General features: G+C 44.0%; 24 protein-coding genes. 15 read left to right on the forward strand and 9 right to left on the reverse strand.

All coding sequences use genetic code 11. The features are described from left to right. Window positions 1-12 precede the first annotated feature (12 nt). Both LZT21_RS10300 and LZT21_RS10305 read right to left on the reverse strand, forming a co-directional pair. Window positions 13-978 carry a tripartite tricarboxylate transporter substrate binding protein gene (locus tag LZT21_RS10300; RefSeq protein ID WP_233990690.1) on the reverse strand — a complete coding sequence of 322 codons (966 nt, stop codon included), beginning with the start codon at window positions 976-978 and terminating at the stop codon, window positions 13-15. Further along, complete coding sequence (locus tag LZT21_RS10305; RefSeq protein WP_233990692.1) at window positions 978-2,273, reverse strand: Rieske 2Fe-2S domain-containing protein; 1,296 nt, start codon at window positions 2,271-2,273, stop codon at window positions 978-980. Before LZT21_RS10305 ends, LZT21_RS10300 begins: the two co-directional genes overlap by 1 nt. A gap of 130 nt (window positions 2,274-2,403) precedes the next feature. On the opposite strand from LZT21_RS10305, the gene LZT21_RS10310 reads away from it, so the two are divergent. Continuing rightward, a complete protein-coding gene (locus LZT21_RS10310; RefSeq protein WP_233924868.1) occupies window positions 2,404-3,558 on the forward strand; it encodes an iron-containing alcohol dehydrogenase in 1,155 nt (384 codons plus the stop codon). Between the two features lie 36 nt (window positions 3,559-3,594). On the opposite strand, the gene LZT21_RS10315 is transcribed toward LZT21_RS10310, so the two are convergent. Continuing rightward, complete coding sequence (locus tag LZT21_RS10315; protein ID WP_233990774.1) at window positions 3,595-3,942, reverse strand: FKBP-type peptidyl-prolyl cis-trans isomerase; 348 nt, start codon at window positions 3,940-3,942, stop codon at window positions 3,595-3,597. Window positions 3,943-4,069: 127 nt separating this feature from the next. Here LZT21_RS10315 and LZT21_RS10320 point away from each other — a divergent pair, with 127 nt between their 5' ends. After that, complete coding sequence (locus LZT21_RS10320) at window positions 4,070-4,669, forward strand: isoprenylcysteine carboxylmethyltransferase family protein (RefSeq protein WP_233924867.1); 600 nt, start codon at window positions 4,070-4,072, stop codon at window positions 4,667-4,669. A gap of 15 nt (window positions 4,670-4,684) precedes the next feature. Here the strand turns inward: LZT21_RS10320 and LZT21_RS10325 are convergent, their stop codons facing one another. Genes LZT21_RS10325 through LZT21_RS10335 form a run of 3 tightly spaced genes read right to left on the reverse strand, consistent with a single transcriptional unit; the run spans window position 4,685 to window position 5,276 of the window. Continuing rightward, the gene (locus LZT21_RS10325; protein WP_233924866.1) at window positions 4,685-4,837 is read right to left on the reverse strand and encodes a hypothetical protein; all 153 of its coding nucleotides are present in this window, start codon (window positions 4,835-4,837) and stop codon (window positions 4,685-4,687) included. Further along, window positions 4,834-5,016: a hypothetical protein gene (locus tag LZT21_RS10330; protein ID WP_233924865.1), complete on the reverse strand. Its 183-nt coding sequence runs from the start codon at window positions 5,014-5,016 to the stop codon at window positions 4,834-4,836. Before LZT21_RS10330 ends, LZT21_RS10325 begins: the two co-directional genes overlap by 4 nt. A 20-nt stretch (window positions 5,017-5,036) precedes the next feature. Then, window positions 5,037-5,276 carry a hypothetical protein gene (locus LZT21_RS10335; protein WP_233924864.1) on the reverse strand — a complete coding sequence of 80 codons (240 nt, stop codon included), beginning with the start codon at window positions 5,274-5,276 and terminating at the stop codon, window positions 5,037-5,039. 98 nt (window positions 5,277-5,374) lie between these two features. Here LZT21_RS10335 and LZT21_RS10340 point away from each other — a divergent pair, with 98 nt between their 5' ends. From LZT21_RS10340 to LZT21_RS10365, 6 genes are all read left to right on the forward strand, one after another. Continuing rightward, window positions 5,375-6,631, forward strand: coding sequence for an MFS transporter (locus tag LZT21_RS10340; protein ID WP_233990695.1), 1,257 nt, complete (start codon window positions 5,375-5,377; stop codon window positions 6,629-6,631). Window positions 6,632-6,682: 51 nt separating this feature from the next. Beyond that, complete coding sequence (locus tag LZT21_RS10345) at window positions 6,683-7,429, forward strand: hypothetical protein (RefSeq protein ID WP_233990697.1); 747 nt, start codon at window positions 6,683-6,685, stop codon at window positions 7,427-7,429. 20 nt (window positions 7,430-7,449) lie between these two features. Further along, entirely contained in the window at window positions 7,450-7,899 is a 450-nt protein-coding gene (locus LZT21_RS10350; RefSeq protein ID WP_233990699.1) for a tetratricopeptide repeat protein, read from the forward strand. 44 nt (window positions 7,900-7,943) lie between these two features. Continuing rightward, window positions 7,944-8,324 (forward strand): hypothetical protein, encoded by a 381-nt coding sequence (locus LZT21_RS10355; RefSeq protein WP_233990701.1) that lies wholly within the window; start codon window positions 7,944-7,946, stop codon window positions 8,322-8,324. A 79-nt stretch (window positions 8,325-8,403) separates the two neighbouring features. After that, window positions 8,404-10,503: a TonB-dependent receptor gene (locus LZT21_RS10360; protein WP_233990703.1), complete on the forward strand. Its 2,100-nt coding sequence runs from the start codon at window positions 8,404-8,406 to the stop codon at window positions 10,501-10,503. Window positions 10,504-10,565: 62 nt separating this feature from the next. Then, window positions 10,566-11,369: a hypothetical protein gene (locus LZT21_RS10365; RefSeq protein ID WP_233990705.1), complete on the forward strand. Its 804-nt coding sequence runs from the start codon at window positions 10,566-10,568 to the stop codon at window positions 11,367-11,369. Window positions 11,370-11,381: 12 nt separating this feature from the next. Here LZT21_RS10365 and LZT21_RS10370 read toward each other — a convergent pair whose 3' ends face one another. Then, window positions 11,382-11,969: a histidine phosphatase family protein gene (locus LZT21_RS10370; protein WP_233935510.1), complete on the reverse strand. Its 588-nt coding sequence runs from the start codon at window positions 11,967-11,969 to the stop codon at window positions 11,382-11,384. Between the two features lie 130 nt (window positions 11,970-12,099). Here LZT21_RS10370 and LZT21_RS10375 point away from each other — a divergent pair, with 130 nt between their 5' ends. Further along, window positions 12,100-12,324, forward strand: coding sequence for a hypothetical protein (locus tag LZT21_RS10375; RefSeq protein ID WP_233990707.1), 225 nt, complete (start codon window positions 12,100-12,102; stop codon window positions 12,322-12,324). A gap of 18 nt (window positions 12,325-12,342) precedes the next feature. Here LZT21_RS10375 and LZT21_RS10380 read toward each other — a convergent pair whose 3' ends face one another. Further along, window positions 12,343-13,017, reverse strand: coding sequence for an alpha/beta hydrolase (locus LZT21_RS10380; protein WP_233935515.1), 675 nt, complete (start codon window positions 13,015-13,017; stop codon window positions 12,343-12,345). A 12-nt stretch (window positions 13,018-13,029) separates the two neighbouring features. Beyond that, complete coding sequence (locus tag LZT21_RS10385) at window positions 13,030-13,416, reverse strand: cytochrome c5 family protein (RefSeq protein WP_233924851.1); 387 nt, start codon at window positions 13,414-13,416, stop codon at window positions 13,030-13,032. A 111-nt stretch (window positions 13,417-13,527) separates the two neighbouring features. Here LZT21_RS10385 and LZT21_RS10390 point away from each other — a divergent pair, with 111 nt between their 5' ends. From LZT21_RS10390 to LZT21_RS10415, 6 genes are all read left to right on the forward strand, one after another. Beyond that, a complete protein-coding gene (locus tag LZT21_RS10390) occupies window positions 13,528-14,517 on the forward strand; it encodes a Bug family tripartite tricarboxylate transporter substrate binding protein (protein ID WP_370634823.1) in 990 nt (329 codons plus the stop codon). A 44-nt stretch (window positions 14,518-14,561) separates the two neighbouring features. Beyond that, window positions 14,562-15,104 carry a DUF3305 domain-containing protein gene (locus LZT21_RS10395; RefSeq protein ID WP_233924850.1) on the forward strand — a complete coding sequence of 181 codons (543 nt, stop codon included), beginning with the start codon at window positions 14,562-14,564 and terminating at the stop codon, window positions 15,102-15,104. After that, the gene (locus LZT21_RS10400) at window positions 15,104-15,685 is read left to right on the forward strand and encodes a DUF3306 domain-containing protein (protein WP_233990709.1); all 582 of its coding nucleotides are present in this window, start codon (window positions 15,104-15,106) and stop codon (window positions 15,683-15,685) included. Before LZT21_RS10395 ends, LZT21_RS10400 begins: the two co-directional genes overlap by 1 nt. A 9-nt stretch (window positions 15,686-15,694) precedes the next feature. Next, entirely contained in the window at window positions 15,695-17,800 is a 2,106-nt protein-coding gene (locus LZT21_RS10405) for a 4Fe-4S binding protein (RefSeq protein ID WP_233990711.1), read from the forward strand. A gap of 53 nt (window positions 17,801-17,853) precedes the next feature. Then, on the forward strand, window positions 17,854-18,453 hold the full coding sequence (locus LZT21_RS10410) for a molecular chaperone (protein ID WP_233924993.1): 600 nt from the start codon (window positions 17,854-17,856) through the stop codon (window positions 18,451-18,453). A 114-nt stretch (window positions 18,454-18,567) separates the two neighbouring features. Next, window positions 18,568-18,798 carry a formate dehydrogenase gene (locus LZT21_RS10415; protein WP_233990714.1) on the forward strand — a complete coding sequence of 77 codons (231 nt, stop codon included), beginning with the start codon at window positions 18,568-18,570 and terminating at the stop codon, window positions 18,796-18,798. Window positions 18,799-18,820: the final 22 nt, after the last annotated feature.

Here is an 18,820-nt window from a genome sequence, read left to right on the forward strand (position 1 = left end):
ATTTTTTGGGCCTTAACTTTTCTCTAAAGTAATACCCCCTTTTTTAATAATATCAGTCCATTTCTTAATTTCAGAATTAATATAGCGTTGCAATTCCTCAGGTGAGCTTGCTTGTGGTTCAGCGCCGAGTTCAGTAAAGCGTGCTCTCACATTGGGATCGGCGCTGGCTTTGACAATATCTTTATTGAGGCGTTCAACTACAGCTTTAGGTGTGCCTTTAGGAGCAACAATGGCAAACCACGCGGCAGATTCATAGCCTTTAACACCTGCCTCGGCCGCAGTAGGAACATTAGGGAGTGCCGCTAAGCGTTTATTGGATGCAACGGCTAGGGGTTTAATATTTCCTGCCTTAATTTGCCCAACCACATTTGGTAGTAATTGAAAACTGACGGGTGCTCGACCAGCGACTAAATCTGTCACTAGGTTAGCGGTAACGCGATAAGGAATATGGGTCATTTTCACCCCCAGTAATTGTTCGTAATAAGCACCCGCTAAATGTTGCGAGCTACCATTGCCTACCGAGCCATATGCGACATCTGGGTTTTTGCGTAAATAGTCATTCAGTTCGGCAAGGGTATTGATATTGAGTGTTGAGCTAGCAACGACCACATTAGGTAGGATGGCAATGAGCGCAATCGGTTGAAAATCTTTTTCTGGATCGTAACTTAAATCAGGATACAGAATTTTATTGATCGCCAAAGGGCCCGAAGTACTGGTGCCCATGGTAAATCCATCAGGCTCTGCGCGAGCGATTGCTGCAGTTCCTATATTGCCGCCAGCAGCTGGCTTATTATCAAAAACAAAACGTTGACCCGTATTCGTCGTCACTTGTTCGAGCAAAATACGCGTAATTACATCGCTAGCGCTACCCGCTGAAAAGGGAATAATGAAATTAATTGGCTTAGCCGTATTTTGCGCGCCAGCATTAAAGCTAAAAAATATCAATAGCGCGGCTAATAGATTTCTTGCATTCTTCATTAGTTAACTACTCCTGTTTTGGTTCCAAAGCGTTCTATCATGACTTCTTCTAACTGCAATTGATCTGCAGTTAAAGCACCACCACCCCGAGTACGATAGGCTTGTCCTAAGTGTGCTGCTTTTGGGGTATTGCCCGCACTCAGTGCCTTCACTTCATCTAAAATCAGTTTACGAAAGCGCACAATGCCAACATCAGTAGGGGTTAAATGTTCTTTGGTGCGATCAAGAATATAGCCCTGGCTTTCTTGTGCCATTTGATCTTGTTCGGCAATGCCCCGAATGCCAGTAAAAGATTCAGTGCGCTGTTCTTCTCGACTTAATAAATAATTATTACTGCGATTTCTTAAGGGTAAGTAGCCAGGTCCGAGGGCGGCAAATTGGCCATATCCACCTTGGTCAAAACGGGTACGCTCCTCTGCAGTAATAGCCCGCTCAGGATGCCAAGCATAGACATACATCCAGCACGCCTCATCGGTAATTGGTGTCCAGCTATAGCCATAATAAATTTCATTTGGCATTGACGATGGCGTGATGGAATGATTCGGTAATAAATATTGCGTTAAGCGCCAATAGTGTTCATCCTCATCGGCATGGCGGGCACCGCCGATGACAAAGCCAACTTCATGGTCAACAAAAGTAAAGCGCGGTGTTGGGTCATTGCGTAGCCAGCGTAAGCGCTTCACATCGGCAGCGACATTGGGGTTGTCATCATTCATTTGTGAGGGGGCCGGCATATGTAAGAAAGAAAAATGGGCTGTATCGAGTGCCCCTTCCATTGAGTGAGCCCAATTGCACTCGATTAAACGCTTGGTTACATAACGATTTTCTGACGGCACTAAGCCAACTTCTAATTGTGGGACGAGTGCGGGCATGGATTCTGCTGGCCCCATATAGGCCCATACCATATCGGCAAATTCTTGGGTTGGATAGGCTTTAATTTGAATCGTGTCATGGTAGGCCGCACCTGGAGGTACATTTGGCATCTCGATGCACTTACCATCGGTATCATATTTCCAGCCGTGATAAATGCAGCGAATTCCGCATTCTTCATTACGCCCAAAAAAGAGGTCAGCACCGCGATGCCCGCAGTAACGATCAATTAAACCTACTTTGCCAGCTGAGTTACGAAATAACAGTAACTCTTCACCCATGACAGTAACCCGTATTGGGGCACAATCAGGTAGAGGTATTTCCTCGCTTAAGGCAACAGGCTGCCAGAAGTGCCGAAAATATTCCCCCAGAGGCGTATTTTGATTAGTGCGAACCAATAATTCGTTGTCAGCAGCAGAAAGCATGGTGGTCTCATTACCTCATTTGAATAAACGACTTTTTTCCTATTCTAACGAGCTTCTGAATGAGGTAAAGCTTTTGCTCCAAAAGGCGCAGTTATGCTGCTTTTGGGGGGAGGTGTAATAAAATAGCGATATGCCTCAATTTACCTTTGAAACCACCCCAAAAATCATTTGTGAGCAGGGCGCCGCAAAGCGTCTTGGTGAAATAGCTCGCGGCTTAGGCATGAGCCAGGTATTTTTGGTGACTGATATTGGCTTGATGAAGGCTGGCTTAATCGATGGCGCTTTAACTTCATTAAGTGAAGCCGGGGTGAAGGTCACGGTATTTTCGGATGTGCTCGCTGACCCACCTGAGGTGAGTGTGCAGGCAGCTGTTAAAGCTGCAGCACTTGTTCATGCTGACGGCGTCATTGGTTTTGGTGGCGGTAGTTCACTCGATACCGCTAAATTGGTTGCGCTGTTGGCAAAAACACCGCAAGAATTACCCACGATTTATGGCATTGGTTTGGCGCGTGGACCCCGCTTGCCCCTCATTCAAGTGCCAACCACGGCAGGAACGGGTTCAGAAGTAACCCCAATTGCTATTCTGACTACACCAAGTCATGAGAAAAAAGGCGTAGTTTCGCCATTACTTTATCCCGATGTTGCCGTACTGGATAGCTTGCTTACTTTAGGTTTACCCCCAGTAATTACTGCAATGACGGGCGTTGACGCAATGGTTCATGCGATTGAAGCTTTCACATCTCGATCTAAGAAGAATGCTTTATCCGATGCATTGGCGATTAAGGCCTTACAGTTACTTTATGCCAACTTACCCGAGGCAGTGAGTGACGGCAAAGATGCGCAAGTTCGGGAAAACATGCTCTTAGGTTCGCTATTGGCGGGAATGGCTTTTGCCAATGCGCCAGTAGGCGCGGTACATGCCCTTGCTTACCCATTAGGTGGTCACTATCAATTACCGCATGGCTTAACCAATTCTTTGGTCTTGTTGCCTGTATTGAAATTTAATTTACCTGCGGCTGAGTCCTTATATGCTGAGCTAGGCCGCGCTATTTTGCCTGAGTTAAATTCTGTTAGTGATGAATTAGCCGCAGTTGATTTTATTGAAGCGATTGCAGCGCATGTCATTACCATGCCTTATGCACAGCGTTTGCGCGAAGTGGGTGTTAAAGAACACGAATTAGAAATGCTCGCACGCGATGCGATGAATGTGCAGCGTTTACTGATTAATAATCCGCGTGATGTGCAATTTGCAGATGCGTTGAGCTTATATCAAAGCGCTTATTAAGCAGTTAAACACTTTGATAAGATTTAAAGAATAAATTTATTTCACGCCCAATAATTCAACGTCAAACAGTAGGGTGGCATTTGGTGGAATGACGCCGCCCGCCCCACTAGCGCCATAGCCCATTTCGGGTGGAATAATTAAAGTGCGTTTGCCGCCCACTTTCATGCCGGCAACACCTTCATCCCAACCACGAATCACACGACCACCGCCGAGAGGAAAGCTGAAAGGTTGACCACGGTCTAAAGAACTATCAAATTTCTTGCCCTTATTATTGGGCGCGCTGGGATCGTATAGCCAGCCGGTGTAATGTACCGACACATTAGAGCCGGAGGTGGCATCGGCACCCGTGCCGACAACAACATCAATTTTTTTCAATTCAGTCACTTTAGTTACCTTTGCAGCAGGGGGTTGAGAAGGGTTTGCCGATTGTGCCAGCACATTCGGCGCTACTATTAGTAAGCAGCTTAATGCAGTACAAACAAATAATAAGGTGTTGGGAAGATTCATTTTCATGGCGCTAGGTCTTTTAAAAAGAAACATTAAACATCCGATTTATTATATTCTGAATGCGCATACCATTGAGGCATGCTTAAAAGAGGATCTTGTTATGGATAGTAAACCAAACCCGCCAAGTCCACCCTCTATATTTGCGCGCGGAGCGCTCTATGTCCTTATCCAAGCTTTATTATTAGTTTTACTATTCTTTGGCCCTAGTAGTTTGAGCGGTGAAAAAATATGGACGGGCTCAATCAGTCATTGGCTATTTTGGCTAGGCTGGATCTTATTTACTACGAGCATCATTTTTTCTGGGGTGGCCGCATTTCAGTTGGGCAGCAACCTGACCCCACTCCCTGGGCCAAAACCGGGGGCTAAATTCGTGAGAAGGGGATTGTATCGGTTGGTCCGGCATCCGATTTATTTTGGGGTCATTATGCTTTCTTTTGCTTGGTTTTTAATTACCCAGGGCGAACTAACCCTTGCTTATGTAGGCTTGATTTTTATATTCTTTGACATCAAATCGAGAAAAGAAGAGCAGTGGTTAGTTACTACTTTTCCTGAATATTCAGATTATCAAAAACACGTTCGCAAGCTTTTGCCACTAATATACTAAGCAGCCAGATCGCTTCTATTTTTTGTCGTTGCTAGTGTCGAGCCAATGCTTTACTTCAGGAGAGGCTTCCTCCATCATTCCCATAAATTCTCGCACCATCAGTAGTAAACCTGTCACAAGTAGACAAAAGACAAAAATAGAAATAATGAGTAGGACAGTGTTACTCATGATTTTCTGCTCAATAAAGCCGAAACTTTGAAATAAATAGCAAAGCCAAAAATGGAAGGTACCCAGAGAGAGGTAAAGATGGCCTGATCTTTATCGCCAACCACAAACCATAGGTAGGCCGAAGTTATAAATGAAATAACCACTGCAAGCAAGATAAAAAAATCCGATTTTTTAAACATATATCTCCTTAGTTAAAATCTTATTTAGAGCCGATCTTAATGGGCTCATTAAAATAATCATCTATACCAAAACTCATTGCTAATAGTAAACAGCCGGCAATCGACAATTCGCTAATCACGCGCACCCCTGAGGATAGGCGAAAATTAAATAATTCAAACTCATACAGACCTAACATTACAAATACACACGTTAATAATCCAAAGAAAATGAGAAAAAGCCCTAAAGTTAATAAAGTCCATTGAATTATGTGTTTGATCATTATGGGATACGGGATAATTGAGCCTGAATAAATAATACATAAGATCTAAGTATTATTAAGTAAATCCTCATTTTAGACATCAATTCGCGGAAATTTCCTTGAGCCCCAATTCAGTGCTGCAATATTTAGGTGGTAGTAAAAAAAGCGAACGCTATTTTCTATTTGCGCTGGCAGGAATTCAGTTTACTCATATTCTGGATTTTATGATCATGATGCCTTTAGGGCCTCAATTTATTAGTGCTTTCCAAATTAATACCCATCAATTTGGCTTACTTATCTCCTCTTATACATTTGCTGCTGCCATCGCCGGCGTATTTGCTACATACTATATTGATCGCTTCGAGCGGCGCAAGCTATTGCTAAGTCTCTATATTGCCTTTACCCTAGCTACCTTAGCTTGTGGCCTAGCTACATCATATGAAACATTGTTTTTCGCGCGTGCCTTAGCTGGTGTTTTTGGCGGCATCTTGGGTTCACTAGTGCAAACCATTGTGGCTGATGTGATTCCATTTGAGCGCCGAGGTAAAGCAATTGGCACAGTCATGGCGGCATTTTCGGTCTCAACCGTTGCGGGTGTTCCCCTAAGTTTATTTTTAGCTAACCATATTTCTTTTTTAGGTTGGCGCGCCCCATTTATTTTTATCGCGCTTTTAGCCAGCCTTATTTTTTGGCTGGGCTATCAATTTATCCCCTCAATTGCAGGTCATTTGGCCCATAAGGCTGATGGGAATCGCTTTCGACAAATTTATCGCTTAGTGGTACAGCGCGATCACCTGATTGCTTTTTGTTTTATGGCCTTGATTATGTTGACAGGATTTTCTGTCATTCCTTATATCGCGCTCTACTTCACCATGAATGTAGGCGTACCTGATGCTTATATTTCCTTGGTTTATCTGTTTGGCGGTATCGCATCTTTATTGAGCTCGCGTTATATTGGGTCTTTAGCTGACCGTTACGGTAAAAAGCGTACTTTTCGCGCCTTAGCAATATTGAGTTTGGTACCGATTATTGTCACCACGAATTTAGTCCCCGTACCCATTTGGTTGGTACTCATTAATTCCACCGCATTTTTTATCTTAGTTTCAGGGCGCATGATTCCAGCAATGGCTATGGTGAGTCAGGTGATTGAGCCCAAAAACAGGGGCACCTTTATGAGCTTAATTGGCTCGGTACAAATGCTAGGCTCAGGAATTGCATCGGTAATAGCCGGAATGGTTATTACTATTAGCCCAAGCGGACAAATTGAGCATTACAACAGGGTTGGCTATGGCGCAGTGCTGTGCGGTTTGCTAACTTTTTGGCTTGTCGGTAAAATTCATCCGTATCGAGCACCTGCAAATCAACCGCCCAGCTAATTTTTTGGCCTATTTTAAGCAAACCCACTTTTTTTATTTAACTATCTCAAGATGACAATTACTAATATCGGTGTTTTAAGCCTTATTTTCTTCGCTCAGTTATTTACTCCCCTCGCCGCATCCGCAGCAGAAAAGCAAGTTAACGAGGTAAATGCGCCTCCCTCAGAAAATCAGTACAGTAAATCGATATCAGGATTGCGTAATAAACGCTATTGTGAAGTGCTGTATGGTAAGCGTCATTTAGGCACCCTGACGATAAAAGTATTTAATACCCAGGGTCTTAACGAATGTCCTGAGGCATTATGGAAAGCACTCGACGTTAAAGAAGTTGAGAAAAAAAATGATGCCTCATTTGTGCGTCTGAATGGCCCGCGTTACTGGATTATGGATGAGATTAAAGCTGCTGGCAAAACAGCCCAAGATGTCATTGAGAATTTTGGCGGAATTGAAATGAGTTTACGGGCAACTTTGGATGTGGGTATAAAGCGGCAATTAGCAGGCACCCAATTTTTTGTGCCGAATGTGGTAAACCGCAAAACAGCGTTTATTTACAAGAGTGGCACGCTAATTTACCAACTAACTTCACCCCAAGGACAGACTTATATTATGCAATCGTATTCACAAATTGCTGACCCTAACTTGTCCATGAACGATTTGGCGCAATTAGCCACGCGCCTTAAGTTACCCGATGGCTGGACATATGCAGTTAAAACGCTTTCCCAAGATTTGGTCTTGCAGGCGCAGGGTAAGGCTTATGTGATTCAGGATAATTTTTATAACTCGTATCAACGTCAGTAACCTATTTAATGAGGAATGTAATGAAAAAAGGATTAATCGTCTTATGTTTTTTTTGGCTATTTAGTGGAGTAGCATTCGCTGCCGATTCCCCACCAGTTAAATTTGATCCCGTCTGGCTAATTAATGTTCGCATTGCAGTAAAAGCGGGTCAATATGATGACGCTATTAAACAGCTGCAGGCAGCCAATGATCCTGCTTCAGCCGATTGGAATAATTTAATGGGTTATAGCTTACGGAAGAAAACTCCGCCTGACTTAGTTGGCGCAGAAAAATTTTATCAGGCCGCTTTGGCTATTGATCCAACCCATCGTGGCGCATTGGAATATTACGGAAAATTAATGTTGCTCAATAAAAATTTGACAGGCGCCGAAGGTTTATTAGCCAGACTGGATAAAACCTGCACGTTTGGTTGCGAGGAATATAGTGATTTAAAAGAAGCAGTTGCAAGCTATAAAAAAGCCCAAAAATAGGGCCATTGAGAATTAGACCTTTCATTTAAGTAAAATAGCCAGCAATGCTTCTCATTCCAGTCACTTCCCTTAAACGCAAAACGCGCCTCCTATTGCTCTCAGGCTTTCTGGCGCTGGCTTTGCTTGGTGTGCAGTGGCTCGGTTTTTACCATGGCATTGCCCATTCAGGCTTGGGGGCAGAAACGCAAATAAGCGCTACTTTTCAACATGCAAAACAGGCTGGTCCAATTCAATCTGAACAGGCAAAAAGTAGTTGCCACTTATTCGATGCCTTGTTGCTGGGTGGTTGTCTTACTACAGCAAGCTTTACTTTTCATCTTCAGCAGCATGACAATAATTTACCTGCTGCAGTTTTCATTTCTCTGGCCAAGCCAACGGCATTTTGGCCCTATCAATCTCAGGCGCCTCCTATCCTTAACTTGTAACACTTTTTAGATTCAGTTTGCTTTTTTTAGGCAAACATCTTTAAGACTATTGCTAGGCAATAGAGTGATCAAGGTAGGGATGAAAAATTTTAAAGTAAGTAAACTGGCTTTCGCCTTGGCTCTATCGAGCTCAAGTACGGTAGCTTTTGCGCAAAATCAAGATGCTAACTCTCTACAAGTTGACGTTACAGGCTCGCGTGAGGGTGGCCAAAGTATTTTGACGCCAACAAAAATTTTGGCTGGCGATGAGCTACAAAATAAACTAGGCGCTACGCTTGGGGCAACGTTAGCAAATGAATTAGGTGTATCAGCTACCGGATATGGTTCGGGCTCCTCCCGCCCAGTAATTCGCGGTCTGGACGGCCCAAGAGTGCAAATTTTACAAAATGGTATATCCGTTGGCGATGTCTCGAATATTTCAGCTGATCATGCTGTGGCAACTCCGATTCAAACAGCGCGGCAAATTGAAATCTTGCGTGGCGCCGCAGCATTACTCTATGGTTCGGGCTCAAGCGGTGGCTTAGTTAATATTGTGAATGACCGTATTCTCACTAATCTACCCGACGCTACGACAGGTGTAATCAATACTAGTGTAGAAAGCGTGAATCAAGGGAAGGCCGCCTCATTGGATCTCGATACCGCGATCGGCTCAGTTGCCCTACATTTAGATACAGCTGTGAATAATGCCAATAACTATCGTATTCCAGGCAATGCCGAACTAAATGGCCCAAATGCAAATTGGGCAATTAATCCGGGTGAGCCAGTGAATGTACCTTACAGCGGCAAACTTCCCTTTTCTTATAGCAACCAAAATAATTTGGGATTGGGTGCATCGTATGTAGGGCAGTCTGGATATACTGGTATTTCAGTCGAGCGCCTCAATCATAACTATGGTACGCCAACGAGTGAGGGTGGTTTTATTCAACAATCTCAAAATCGTTACGACTTTAGTCACCAAACCCGCGATCCATTTGCAGGTTTTTCCTCGTTTAAATTTAATGCAGCTAATATTAATTATCTTCATACCGAATATAACAATAATGGCGCTGCTTTTACCCAGTGGAGCAACAAAGCGAATGAGGCAAGATTTGAATTAGCCCATAAAGAAATTTTGGGTTGGAGTGGTTCGGTCGGTGCTCAATTTACTGGAGCAAGCTTAAACGCTACCGACTTGCAGTCAAATAGCTACGCGATTGTGCCGCCCACGAAAAGTAATTCAAATTCGGTATTTTGGATTGAAGAAGGGCGTTTTGGGGCTTTACAAACAAGTTTGGGTGCACGCTATAACTTAGTTTCACAAAATCCCAATCAGTCGACGACATTTCCTACCGATATAGATTTTACAAGTCAAAACGGCAGTCCTAGTCCCACGGCGCCTAGCCTGCAAAATCGCAACTTTAATCTTTTCTCGTATTCAGCAGGCGGCATGTGGAATATGCAGGGTGGCTACGGCTTAGGAATGGCGTTTACTGTATCGCAACGAGCACCAAGCGCACAAGAACTTTACTCGTATGGTCCACACGATGCAACTGCTACCTTCGATGTAGGTAACTCGAATTTATCAACCGAGACATCCCGCAATCTTGAGGTAAATATTCAGAAAACAGTTGGCTTGCTACGTGGTAAAGCGAGCGTTTATCAAAATATGTTTTCTAATTATATTTATGGTTTTTATACTGGTGCGTATAGCCCCTCTAATGAAAACTTCTCAGTAGTGCAGTCATCACAAGCAAATGCCACCATTCGTGGCGCAGAAGGTGAGCTAACTTATAACTGGAATCAAAAGGGTGCTGCTGGACGTATTTTTGGTGATGTATCGTATGGCACGTTTAATGGCGGCGGCCAAATTAGCGGGAATTTACCGCTTCAACCAGCCCCCCGCATGGGCCTTGAGTTAGCGCACCGGACTGGCGGATGGCTGACTAATGCTACTTATATTTACGGTTTACAGCAAACTCGACTGGCCTCCTTTGAAATTGGCCCAACCCCAAGCTATAGCCTATTAAACGGTGGAGTTTCCTATACCGAAAAAATGAATAAAATTAATTGGACAGCGTATATGGTGCTAAAAAATCTCTTAAATCAAGATATCCGTTATGCCACTACGCCAATGCCAGTGCGACTTTATGCTCCACAGCCTGGACGGAGTATTATGGTCGGGGTGAAAGCGAGTTTTTAAAGTTTTTTTGCTTGACTAAAAATAGTATCTAAACATCCGCTTACCAGAAACTGAAATTGATAATGAACGAAGCATTAAGAATTTATATTATTGATCATCATCTAGTTGCTGTTACCTTAATTCTTGGTATGGCATTAATGGTGGAGATTGGTTGGCAAGTTGGCCGGCGAGCTAAAGCAAAATACAATGCTAGCAAGATCAATGCTAGCGATACGTTCATGGCAGCAATTTTTGGTTTGTTGGCTCTGGTCATTGCCATTACTTTTTCTGGAGCTTCTGATCGGTTTGATAAGCGTCGAGACTTAATCATGAATGAGCTCAGCACTATAAGTAGCGCTTATTTATCCATCGACTTACTAAAAGCTGAAGATCAACCCAAGTTAAGGGCTTTATTTAAAAAATATGTTGATTTACGCCTTCAGGTTTATAAAAAACCAATGGAAATAGAAGATCAGGCAAAGATCTTTCAACAGCGTTTAGAGATCGGTAACGAGATTTGGCAGGGCGCTGTTAAAGCGGTAAAAACCATGAGCCCTTTAAGCTTTGCAGATACATTAGTGGCTGCAAAAATTTTGCCGACCATTTCCGCAATGTTTGACGCCTCTGATTACCAGCGTGTTGGAATGAAAATGCATCCGCCGCCAGCCTTATGGGTATTATTATTTTTACTCGCGTTTGTTGGTTCTTTGGTGGCTGGTTACATCATGGGTATTGAAGAGCGGCGAGACTGGCTTTTAACGATCGTGTTCATTATTGTGATGGTCGCGACAATTTCACTGGTCCTCGATATCGAGCACCCCCGAGATGGGATGATTAATTTAGATCGAGTTGATCAGGAGATTGCTCATTTCCGTAACTCGATGTAATTCGACAGTATATTATGGCTGCGGACTAGGGTAATGGGTATGGCTGAGATAGCGCCCAGCTTTATCTACTCTTACTAAGACCATATCGCCTACATTAACAACCTTGCCCGTAAATGCTTGAATATTGACATGATGAGTTACTAAAATTAAGGGCGTCTGCGAATTTTTAGCAAGGCTATTTTTAATGAATGTTTGCAGCGCCTGAGTTTGGGTTTTTTCTAAAGACATGTCATCAAAAAAGGAGCCAAGTGAGGCCTCAATTGTGATGGCACCCTTTTTTAGTAATTTTGCGGTATCAACGCACCGGCACCAAGGACTAGTAAACACCTGAGCTTTATCAATGCCTTGTTTAGCCAGCCAAGCACCAATGAGTTCAGATTGTTTGCGCCCGCGCTCACCTAAATTGCGTTGGGTAGCGCATTGGTCGAGTTTATAGCCGGCCGGGTCGCCGATGCCGGGAGCGTCGGCGTGGCGTATCAACAGCACATGATGACCATCATTCAGATCCTCTTTTAGCCCCGCATAAACACTGGCGCCAAATAAATAAAGAGGTAAGCCAATAAAAAAAACTGTAAGCCTACGTCTGATAGGGTTATTCATATTAGATATAAGCACTCCACAAGCTTGAAATAATTAATAGATAATATTGAATCTTAATAGAAAATGTATTAATCAATGAAAACCTGCATAAAAATACCTCTTAACAGTAGATTTAGGAATTATTGTGTACTTGAATAAATTTATTTGTCTTAGCGCGATCTGCCTATTTACCTTAAGTGCTTGTGGCACCTATGCGCCTAATGTTGATATGGGCAATAAGGACCAAGGGTGTGTGCGCGAGTGTGATATGGACAATAACCTTTGCATGGAAAAAGCAACTGATTTGGTAGCAAAAAATAGTTGCGCCATGAAGCGGCAAAATTGCGTTAAGGCGTGCCCAACTGATAATTGTTAGTTGCTTATAAGACGAGAACTAAGCAAGTGACAGTACTTCCTGTAGAAATAAAGAAATATCAGCTAGCTCAGTTGGGTGAACCGAGTGTTCCATTGGATAGGTTTGCCAATTGACCTGGTAACTATGTTGTTTGAGTAAAGCATGCGAATCTTCACCCCGTTTAGGAATGACGACTGGATCCCAAACCCCATGCGCCATAAAAATAGGGGTATTGAAATTGGCCTTATTTCTAAAGCTGAGAAACTGTTCTGCGAGCGGTAAATAACCTGACAGAGCTATGATGCCTGCTAGAGGTTGTGGAAAACTTAAACCAATATATAGAGCCATCGCACAGCCTTGTGAAAACCCAGCAAGGACTATTTTGTTCGATGGAATACCCTTTTGTATTTCACGTTCAATCAACGCAGCTATAGCGCTGGCTGATTTTTGAATACCTTTGATATCTTGTTGATGGGTTAAATCGGGCGCAGCAATATCGTACCAAGCCGGCATCACATAGCCTCCATTGATAGTCACGGGCATGCTCGGCGCACTAGGAAATACAAAGCGAATTGGTAAGCAGCCTGTTAAATCAAGCTGGGGAACGACTGAGGCAAAATCATTGCCATCGGCACCGAGACCATGTAGCCATATGACTGCAGCTTGAGGATTAGGCGCCGTTTCAATTTCGATGCAAGGTAATAAATCGCTCATGAAATAAAGTGCTTACGTTTTTTTAGCATTGGCTTGGGCTTGTTTTTTGGCCAGACGCTCATTAATGGTTTTTAGCATCGCCTCATCTGGGTTTTGCCAATTTGCACCGGCTTGATTTGCCATATGCACTACAGCAGCGGCAAATTCTGCGACGGATAAATTCGGGCTGCCACCTCGGGCAGGCATAGCTCGCACGCCATAGTAACCATCGGCACTGATGTTTGCTTGACCTTCTTTAATGAGTTTCCCCCATTGTTTTTTATCGCCAACTTTCGGTGCATTATTAAGCCCTGTAGCATGACAAGCAGAACACACTTGCTGATACGTTTCAGAGCCGCTGGCCGCATAGGAATTTGCGCTTAAAGAGAGTATTCCAAGGGTAATTACTACATATTTCATCATAGTTTCTAAGGAGAGGGGATAAAAAATTGTATCGTTGAATCAATAATTCTGCAAAAGCTCCTAAAATAGCCTGCAATAGATATGAATAAGTCGCGCAAAGGAGCATAAATGAATAAAAAATCGTATTTAGTACGTATATTGAAGGTAACTTTATTGCCATTGATGGGGCTGTTGTTAAGTCCAGCTCTCCAGGCGCAAGAGTTTCCCCCTAAAAAAACAGTCACCATGGTGGTTGGCTTTGCTGCTGGTGGCGCGGCTGACACCGGCGCGCGCTTAATCGCTAAAAAATTGGGTGAAAATATTGGTCAAACGGTGGTCGTTGATAATAAGCCTGGCGCTGGCGGTAATATTGCCCATGCTACGGTGGCGAATGGACCAACAGATGGTTCAATGATTTTATTAGGTTCGATTGGGCCGTTAACGATTGCGCCCCATTTAATGAAACTCCCTTACGATCCCGTTAAAGATTTGGCGCCCTTAACCATGGGAATGAGCTTTCCAAATATATTAGTGGTACCACCTTCTTTAGGTGTGACTACACTAAAAGAATTTGTGGCTTTAGCAAAAAAAGAGCCAGGCAAGTTAACGTACGCCTCAACTGGGAATGGTTCCGCATCGCATTTGCAGGGAGAATTATTTAATTTACGAGCGGGCATCGATGTAGTACATATTCCGTACAAAGGGGGTAACCCCGCTTTGGTTGACGTCTTAGCTGGACGAGTTTCGTCTTATTACTCTGCGCTATCGTCAGCCTCGCCACATATTAAAACAGGTAAGTTGGTAGCGTTGGCCACCACCGGTGCAAAAAGGGCGCCCTTATTTCCGAATGTGCCCACTATTGCTGAGTCGGGTTATCCAGGTTTTGATGCAACCAACTGGTATGCTTTCGTTGCGCCTAGCAAAACGCCAACTGTTTTATTAGATCGCTGGAATTTAGAAATTGTCAAAGTTTTGAATGACAAAGAGGTCGCTGCCGCTCTGGTAGAGCATGGTTTAACTCCCAACCCAATGTCGCGGGATGAACTTGCTAAATATATGGCAAAAGAGTCTAGCGCATGGGCTAAGGTAATAAAAGAAAAAGGTATTACCCCTGATTAGTGTTGCAACTAATTAATGAATGTCGACTAGAAACGAGAAAATTGATGCAATTTGCAGTTGTTATGCGTAAACAAAAAATGACCAATCAATGGGTTAGTCATCGCTGGTTTCCTCAAGAGGTGATTCCAGACATTGGTCAGTTTGGAGCTGAAACATTGGAGCGTACGCAAAAAATAAGCGGCCGCTTTTTAGAGCGCAATGATTTGGGTGAATCATGGCTTTTTACGGGCTTTAATTTAAATCTCTTTGTTGACGAAGCAGAAGGATATTACTTAAATGTAATAGCGCAAAGCCCATGTTGGTTTGTGATGTGGCGTTTAGAAGAGGAGCCGCAAGCGTATATCACTCAGCAGTCGCAAACATTTTTAATTGCTAATGAAGCGCTGGCAATTCCTCACCGGATTTTAGTTAGCTATAACGAAGCAGCCCGTTTATTGGATGGGGGTGAAACGGTTGACAATATACCCATGAGTGCTGAACAAATTACTTGGCTTACGGAGTATGTCGATGAAAAATATCGACCTGAGCCGAAGCGGCGCCAAAAACCAGCTTCTTTCAAGGGCGCAGTACGCCCAGCGGAGGAATAATGGCAGATGGTTTTTTAAATCGCTGGTCGCAACGCAAGGCTGGACAGGAATTACCGAATGAAGTGAAGCCGGTCGCTGAAACCCCCGCCAATTTGGCTGAGAGCGCAAAGTCCAACAAACTCCCGGCGCAGCAGTCAGCACCGACAAGCGAAGCACTACCCCAGTTGACATTAGACGATGTTGCGAAGCTTAATCATCAAGATGATTTTTCGGTCTTTATGCAAAGTGGGGTTGATCCTGATGTTAAGCGTGCTGCGCTGAAGAAATTATTTTCTGACCCCCGCTATAACATCATGGATGGTTTAGATATTTATATTGATGACTATTCCAAGCCAGACCCTATTCCGCCTGAAATGCTGCGACGTTTGGTGCAATCAAAGATGCTAAATCTCTTTAAGGCCGAAGAAGACGCTCAGGACCAAGCCACTGAAGACACCAAAGAAAAAATGGCATTGGAGGCGCTTGATCGGGAGTCTAGGGAGTCTAATGAGGTGACGCATATTTTGCCGCCAGAGCCTAAGACCGAAGTTACTGAGATTAAGTCAAGCAAACCACCGCTTGATCCCCAATTAAAAACCTAAAAGTAAACCATGACCAAGTTATTCGTTTGTGATTGCAACCGAACCATGCCCCTTGATGCGAAAGCACTAGGTCTTGCAGTGCATACATCTTTATGTCGTCAAGAAGTCGGTCAATTTTTGACAGCACTTGGCGAGCCTGAGCCGATCATTGTGGCCTGTACGCAAGAACGCGCTTTATTTAGTGAGTTGGCAGAGCAATCGGCTAAGCCCTTAGGCGCGCCCCTGCGTTTTGTCAATATTCGTGAGCTAGCGGGCTGGACTCAAGAAGCAAAAAAATCCACCCCTAAAATCTTAGCTTTATTAGCTTTGGCTGAGGTGCCACAGGCCGATCCAGTTCCCGTAGTTAACTTTGAAAGTCAAGGGCGCTTACTGATTATTGGCCCTGCACACCAAGCTTTGCCATGGGCTGAGAAATTAGGCGCAGCACTCGATATCAGTGTTTTAGCTACTGAAGCAGGGGCACTTCCATTGAATCGCGATTTTCCAATTTATAGCGGAGTGGTATCGAGCTTAGCGGGTTTTTTAGGGCAATTTACGGTTGAGTGGAATTTAATTAATCCCATTGATCCTGAAATGTGTACGCGCTGTGGTGCTTGTGTGACTGCCTGTCCTGAAGATGCTATCGACGCTTCATTTCAAATTAATTTAGCGCGCTGTCAATCGCATCGTGCTTGTGTTACTGCCTGTGCAGGCATTGGTGCAATTCAGTTTGATCGACCCGACACTTTGCGTAGTGGCGAGTTCGATTTAATTATGGATTTACGCGCCAACACTGGAATGCCGATGAGCCAAACGCCACAAGGCTATTTGGCACCAGGTGTCGACCCGTTTGAGCAAGCTTTAGCTGCCTCGAAGTTATTGGGTTTGGTTGGTGAGTTTGAAAAACCAAAATATTTTGTTTACAACGAAAAAATTTGCGCACATGGTCGTAATGGGCTTACCGGGTGTTCTGCGTGTATCGATGTGTGTTCAACTGCGGCGATTCAGTCGGTCTTTAAAAATGGGCAAGGTCAAGTAGCGGTTAATCCCAATTTATGCATGGGTTGCGGGGCTTGTTCCACAGTTTGCCCATCGGGTGCGATGCGTTACAACTATCCGAGCGTTTCGCATCAGGGCTTGCAACTAAAGGCGTTAAGCAAAACCTATGCTAACGAAATCGCCCGAACAAATTTAGCTGCCAGCGCACCTACCTTACTTTTACATAGTCACACTGAAGGCCTGCAACTCATCGAGAGTTTGGGTCGTGCCGCCCATTTACAGGCTAAGAATTATGAAGGCCTCCCCAGTTTTGTCTTGCCTTTAGGCCTTGAAAATATTGCCTCAACTGGGATCGAACTATGGTTGGGTGCTTTGAGTTTTGGCTTTGCTGAGGTCAAGCTTCTCTTAACTGGGAATGAAGATCCGGCTTATCGTCAGGCGCTCGCCCAGCAAGTTGCATTAGGCAATGCTGTTTTGCAAGCCTATGGTTTAAATCTCAATTCTTCTGAAACTCGGATAAGTATGATTGAGGCGCATTCCGACGATGATTTAGAAACCGTCAGTAAAGCGCTCGGCATCCTCCGCAAACGCGGCGCTTTACCTACTTTAGGCGCACCAGCCTCATTTGGCCTAGCCAATCAAAAACGCGAAACATTAGAGGCTGTACTGACTTATTTCGAGAGGCAAGCTAAAACCTCGCTACCGACCGAGGGCGCAGTTTTGCCTACCCCTTCATTATTCGGTGGCCTTGCTATTGATCAAGCGGCCTGCACTTTGTGTATGTCCTGTGTAGGTAGCTGTCCTGAAGGTGCACTATTAGATAACCCCGATGAACCAAAGTTATCCTTTTTAGAAAAGCAATGTGTGCAATGCGGTTTGTGCGTTCAAACTTGTCCCGAAAATGCCTTGCAATTAGTGCCACGCTTATTGAGTGTGGAACAACGCAAGCAAAAGGTTATCCTGAATGAAACCCTGCCTTACCATTGCATTAGTTGCGGTAAGGCTTTTGGCACCTTAAAAATGGTAGAGCTCATGTTGGGTCGACTAGGAACCCATGAAGCTTTTTCTGGAGCCGCCCAGAATCGCCTAAAAATGTGTAGTGACTGTAGGGTGGTCGATATGATGAAAGATGTTTGATGAGCCAAGATCCTCCAAAACCCGAATTAGATCAAGTAGAGGCATCACCAGCAATGGTGGGAGAGATTGGCTTAGCAGAAGACTTGGCCCGTGCTGACCTATATGGTTTATTGGCTGCCTTGCTGCATCAGCCCCCCAGCCAAGATTTATTAGAGCGTATTGCCTCATCATTACCCGAAACCAATGACGCCACAGTTTTAGCAAGCGCCTGGCGAAATTTAGTAACGCTCGCCAAAAATAGTCAAGCAGATGAATGGCGTAAAGAATACGATGCGAATTTTGTGGGGGTGGGTCGGCCCAATGTATTTCTGAATGGCTCATATTTTATGGCTGGCCATTTAAATGAAAAGCCCTTAGTCGAGATCCGCAGAGCTCTGCAGACTTTTGGCTTAGAAGCTGCTGAAAGTGTTTCTGAGACAGAAGATCATCTTGCCGCCTTATGCGAAGTAATGCGCTATTTGATCGCTGGTGATGATGCGGCAGTTTCTAACCTAACGAATCAAAAAATATTCTTTAATAACTATATGCGTAGTTGGTACGAGGATTGTTGCGATGCAATAGAAAATGCGCCTGATACCCATTTCTACTTACCAGTTGCACAACTGATCCGCGAATTTTTTGCCATTGAGGCGCAAAGCTTTGATATGGTGTGATTGAACAATAACTAGGGTTAACACTAGCTTTAGCTAACCGCGCACTAAAGGTTAATTCGTATTACACTCAACTCGTAATATTCAATTTTGCATTTACATTAGATTGGACAATCTATGACAAATAAATCGACTTTCGTTGCTGATGCTGCGAAGCCCACGACCAAACCATCGCGCAGAACCTTTTTTCTGACAGCAGGAGTGGCCGCAGGTGCTGTAGCAGTTGCGTCGCAAACACCTTTAGGGCAAGCTCTGATTCAAGAGGTCGGCAGTGCGGTTGCACCTCAGGCTGATGGCTACCAGTTGTCGGCTCATATTAAAAAGTACTATGAAACAACTTTAATATAAGAATTTAAATCTTTACATAATT

This window comes from Polynucleobacter sp. IMCC 30228, assembly GCF_021395205.1.
In the GTDB taxonomy this organism is placed as follows: domain Bacteria; phylum Pseudomonadota; class Gammaproteobacteria; order Burkholderiales; family Burkholderiaceae; genus Polynucleobacter.

Excerpts from the sequence above, each read along its gene's own strand:
- LZT21_RS10380 (WP_233935515.1), bottom strand. The coding sequence starts at position 13,017 with ATGAGCGATTTATTACCTTGCATCGAAATTGAAACGGCGCCTAATCCT.
- LZT21_RS10345 (WP_233990697.1), top strand. The coding sequence starts at position 6,683 with ATGACAATTACTAATATCGGTGTTTTAAGCCTTATTTTCTTCGCTCAG.
- LZT21_RS10355 (WP_233990701.1), top strand. The coding sequence starts at position 7,944 with ATGCTTCTCATTCCAGTCACTTCCCTTAAACGCAAAACGCGCCTCCTA.
- LZT21_RS10330 (WP_233924865.1), bottom strand. The coding sequence starts at position 5,016 with ATGTTTAAAAAATCGGATTTTTTTATCTTGCTTGCAGTGGTTATTTCA.
- LZT21_RS10410 (WP_233924993.1), top strand. The coding sequence starts at position 17,854 with ATGGTGGGAGAGATTGGCTTAGCAGAAGACTTGGCCCGTGCTGACCTA.
- LZT21_RS10400 (WP_233990709.1), top strand. The coding sequence starts at position 15,104 with ATGGCAGATGGTTTTTTAAATCGCTGGTCGCAACGCAAGGCTGGACAG.
- LZT21_RS10395 (WP_233924850.1), top strand. The coding sequence starts at position 14,562 with ATGCAATTTGCAGTTGTTATGCGTAAACAAAAAATGACCAATCAATGG.
- LZT21_RS10405 (WP_233990711.1), top strand. The coding sequence starts at position 15,695 with ATGACCAAGTTATTCGTTTGTGATTGCAACCGAACCATGCCCCTTGAT.
- LZT21_RS10335 (WP_233924864.1), bottom strand. The coding sequence starts at position 5,276 with ATGATCAAACACATAATTCAATGGACTTTATTAACTTTAGGGCTTTTT.
- LZT21_RS10370 (WP_233935510.1), bottom strand. The coding sequence starts at position 11,969 with ATGAATAACCCTATCAGACGTAGGCTTACAGTTTTTTTTATTGGCTTA.
- LZT21_RS10385 (WP_233924851.1), bottom strand. The coding sequence starts at position 13,416 with ATGAAATATGTAGTAATTACCCTTGGAATACTCTCTTTAAGCGCAAAT.
- LZT21_RS10415 (WP_233990714.1), top strand. The coding sequence starts at position 18,568 with ATGACAAATAAATCGACTTTCGTTGCTGATGCTGCGAAGCCCACGACC.
- LZT21_RS10360 (WP_233990703.1), top strand. The coding sequence starts at position 8,404 with ATGAAAAATTTTAAAGTAAGTAAACTGGCTTTCGCCTTGGCTCTATCG.
- LZT21_RS10365 (WP_233990705.1), top strand. The coding sequence starts at position 10,566 with ATGAACGAAGCATTAAGAATTTATATTATTGATCATCATCTAGTTGCT.
- LZT21_RS10325 (WP_233924866.1), bottom strand. The coding sequence starts at position 4,837 with ATGAGTAACACTGTCCTACTCATTATTTCTATTTTTGTCTTTTGTCTA.
- LZT21_RS10310 (WP_233924868.1), top strand. The coding sequence starts at position 2,404 with ATGCCTCAATTTACCTTTGAAACCACCCCAAAAATCATTTGTGAGCAG.
- LZT21_RS10305 (WP_233990692.1), bottom strand. The coding sequence starts at position 2,273 with ATGCTTTCTGCTGCTGACAACGAATTATTGGTTCGCACTAATCAAAAT.
- LZT21_RS10390 (WP_370634823.1), top strand. The coding sequence starts at position 13,528 with ATGAATAAAAAATCGTATTTAGTACGTATATTGAAGGTAACTTTATTG.
- LZT21_RS10350 (WP_233990699.1), top strand. The coding sequence starts at position 7,450 with ATGAAAAAAGGATTAATCGTCTTATGTTTTTTTTGGCTATTTAGTGGA.
- LZT21_RS10320 (WP_233924867.1), top strand. The coding sequence starts at position 4,070 with ATGGCGCTAGGTCTTTTAAAAAGAAACATTAAACATCCGATTTATTAT.
- LZT21_RS10300 (WP_233990690.1), bottom strand. The coding sequence starts at position 978 with ATGAAGAATGCAAGAAATCTATTAGCCGCGCTATTGATATTTTTTAGC.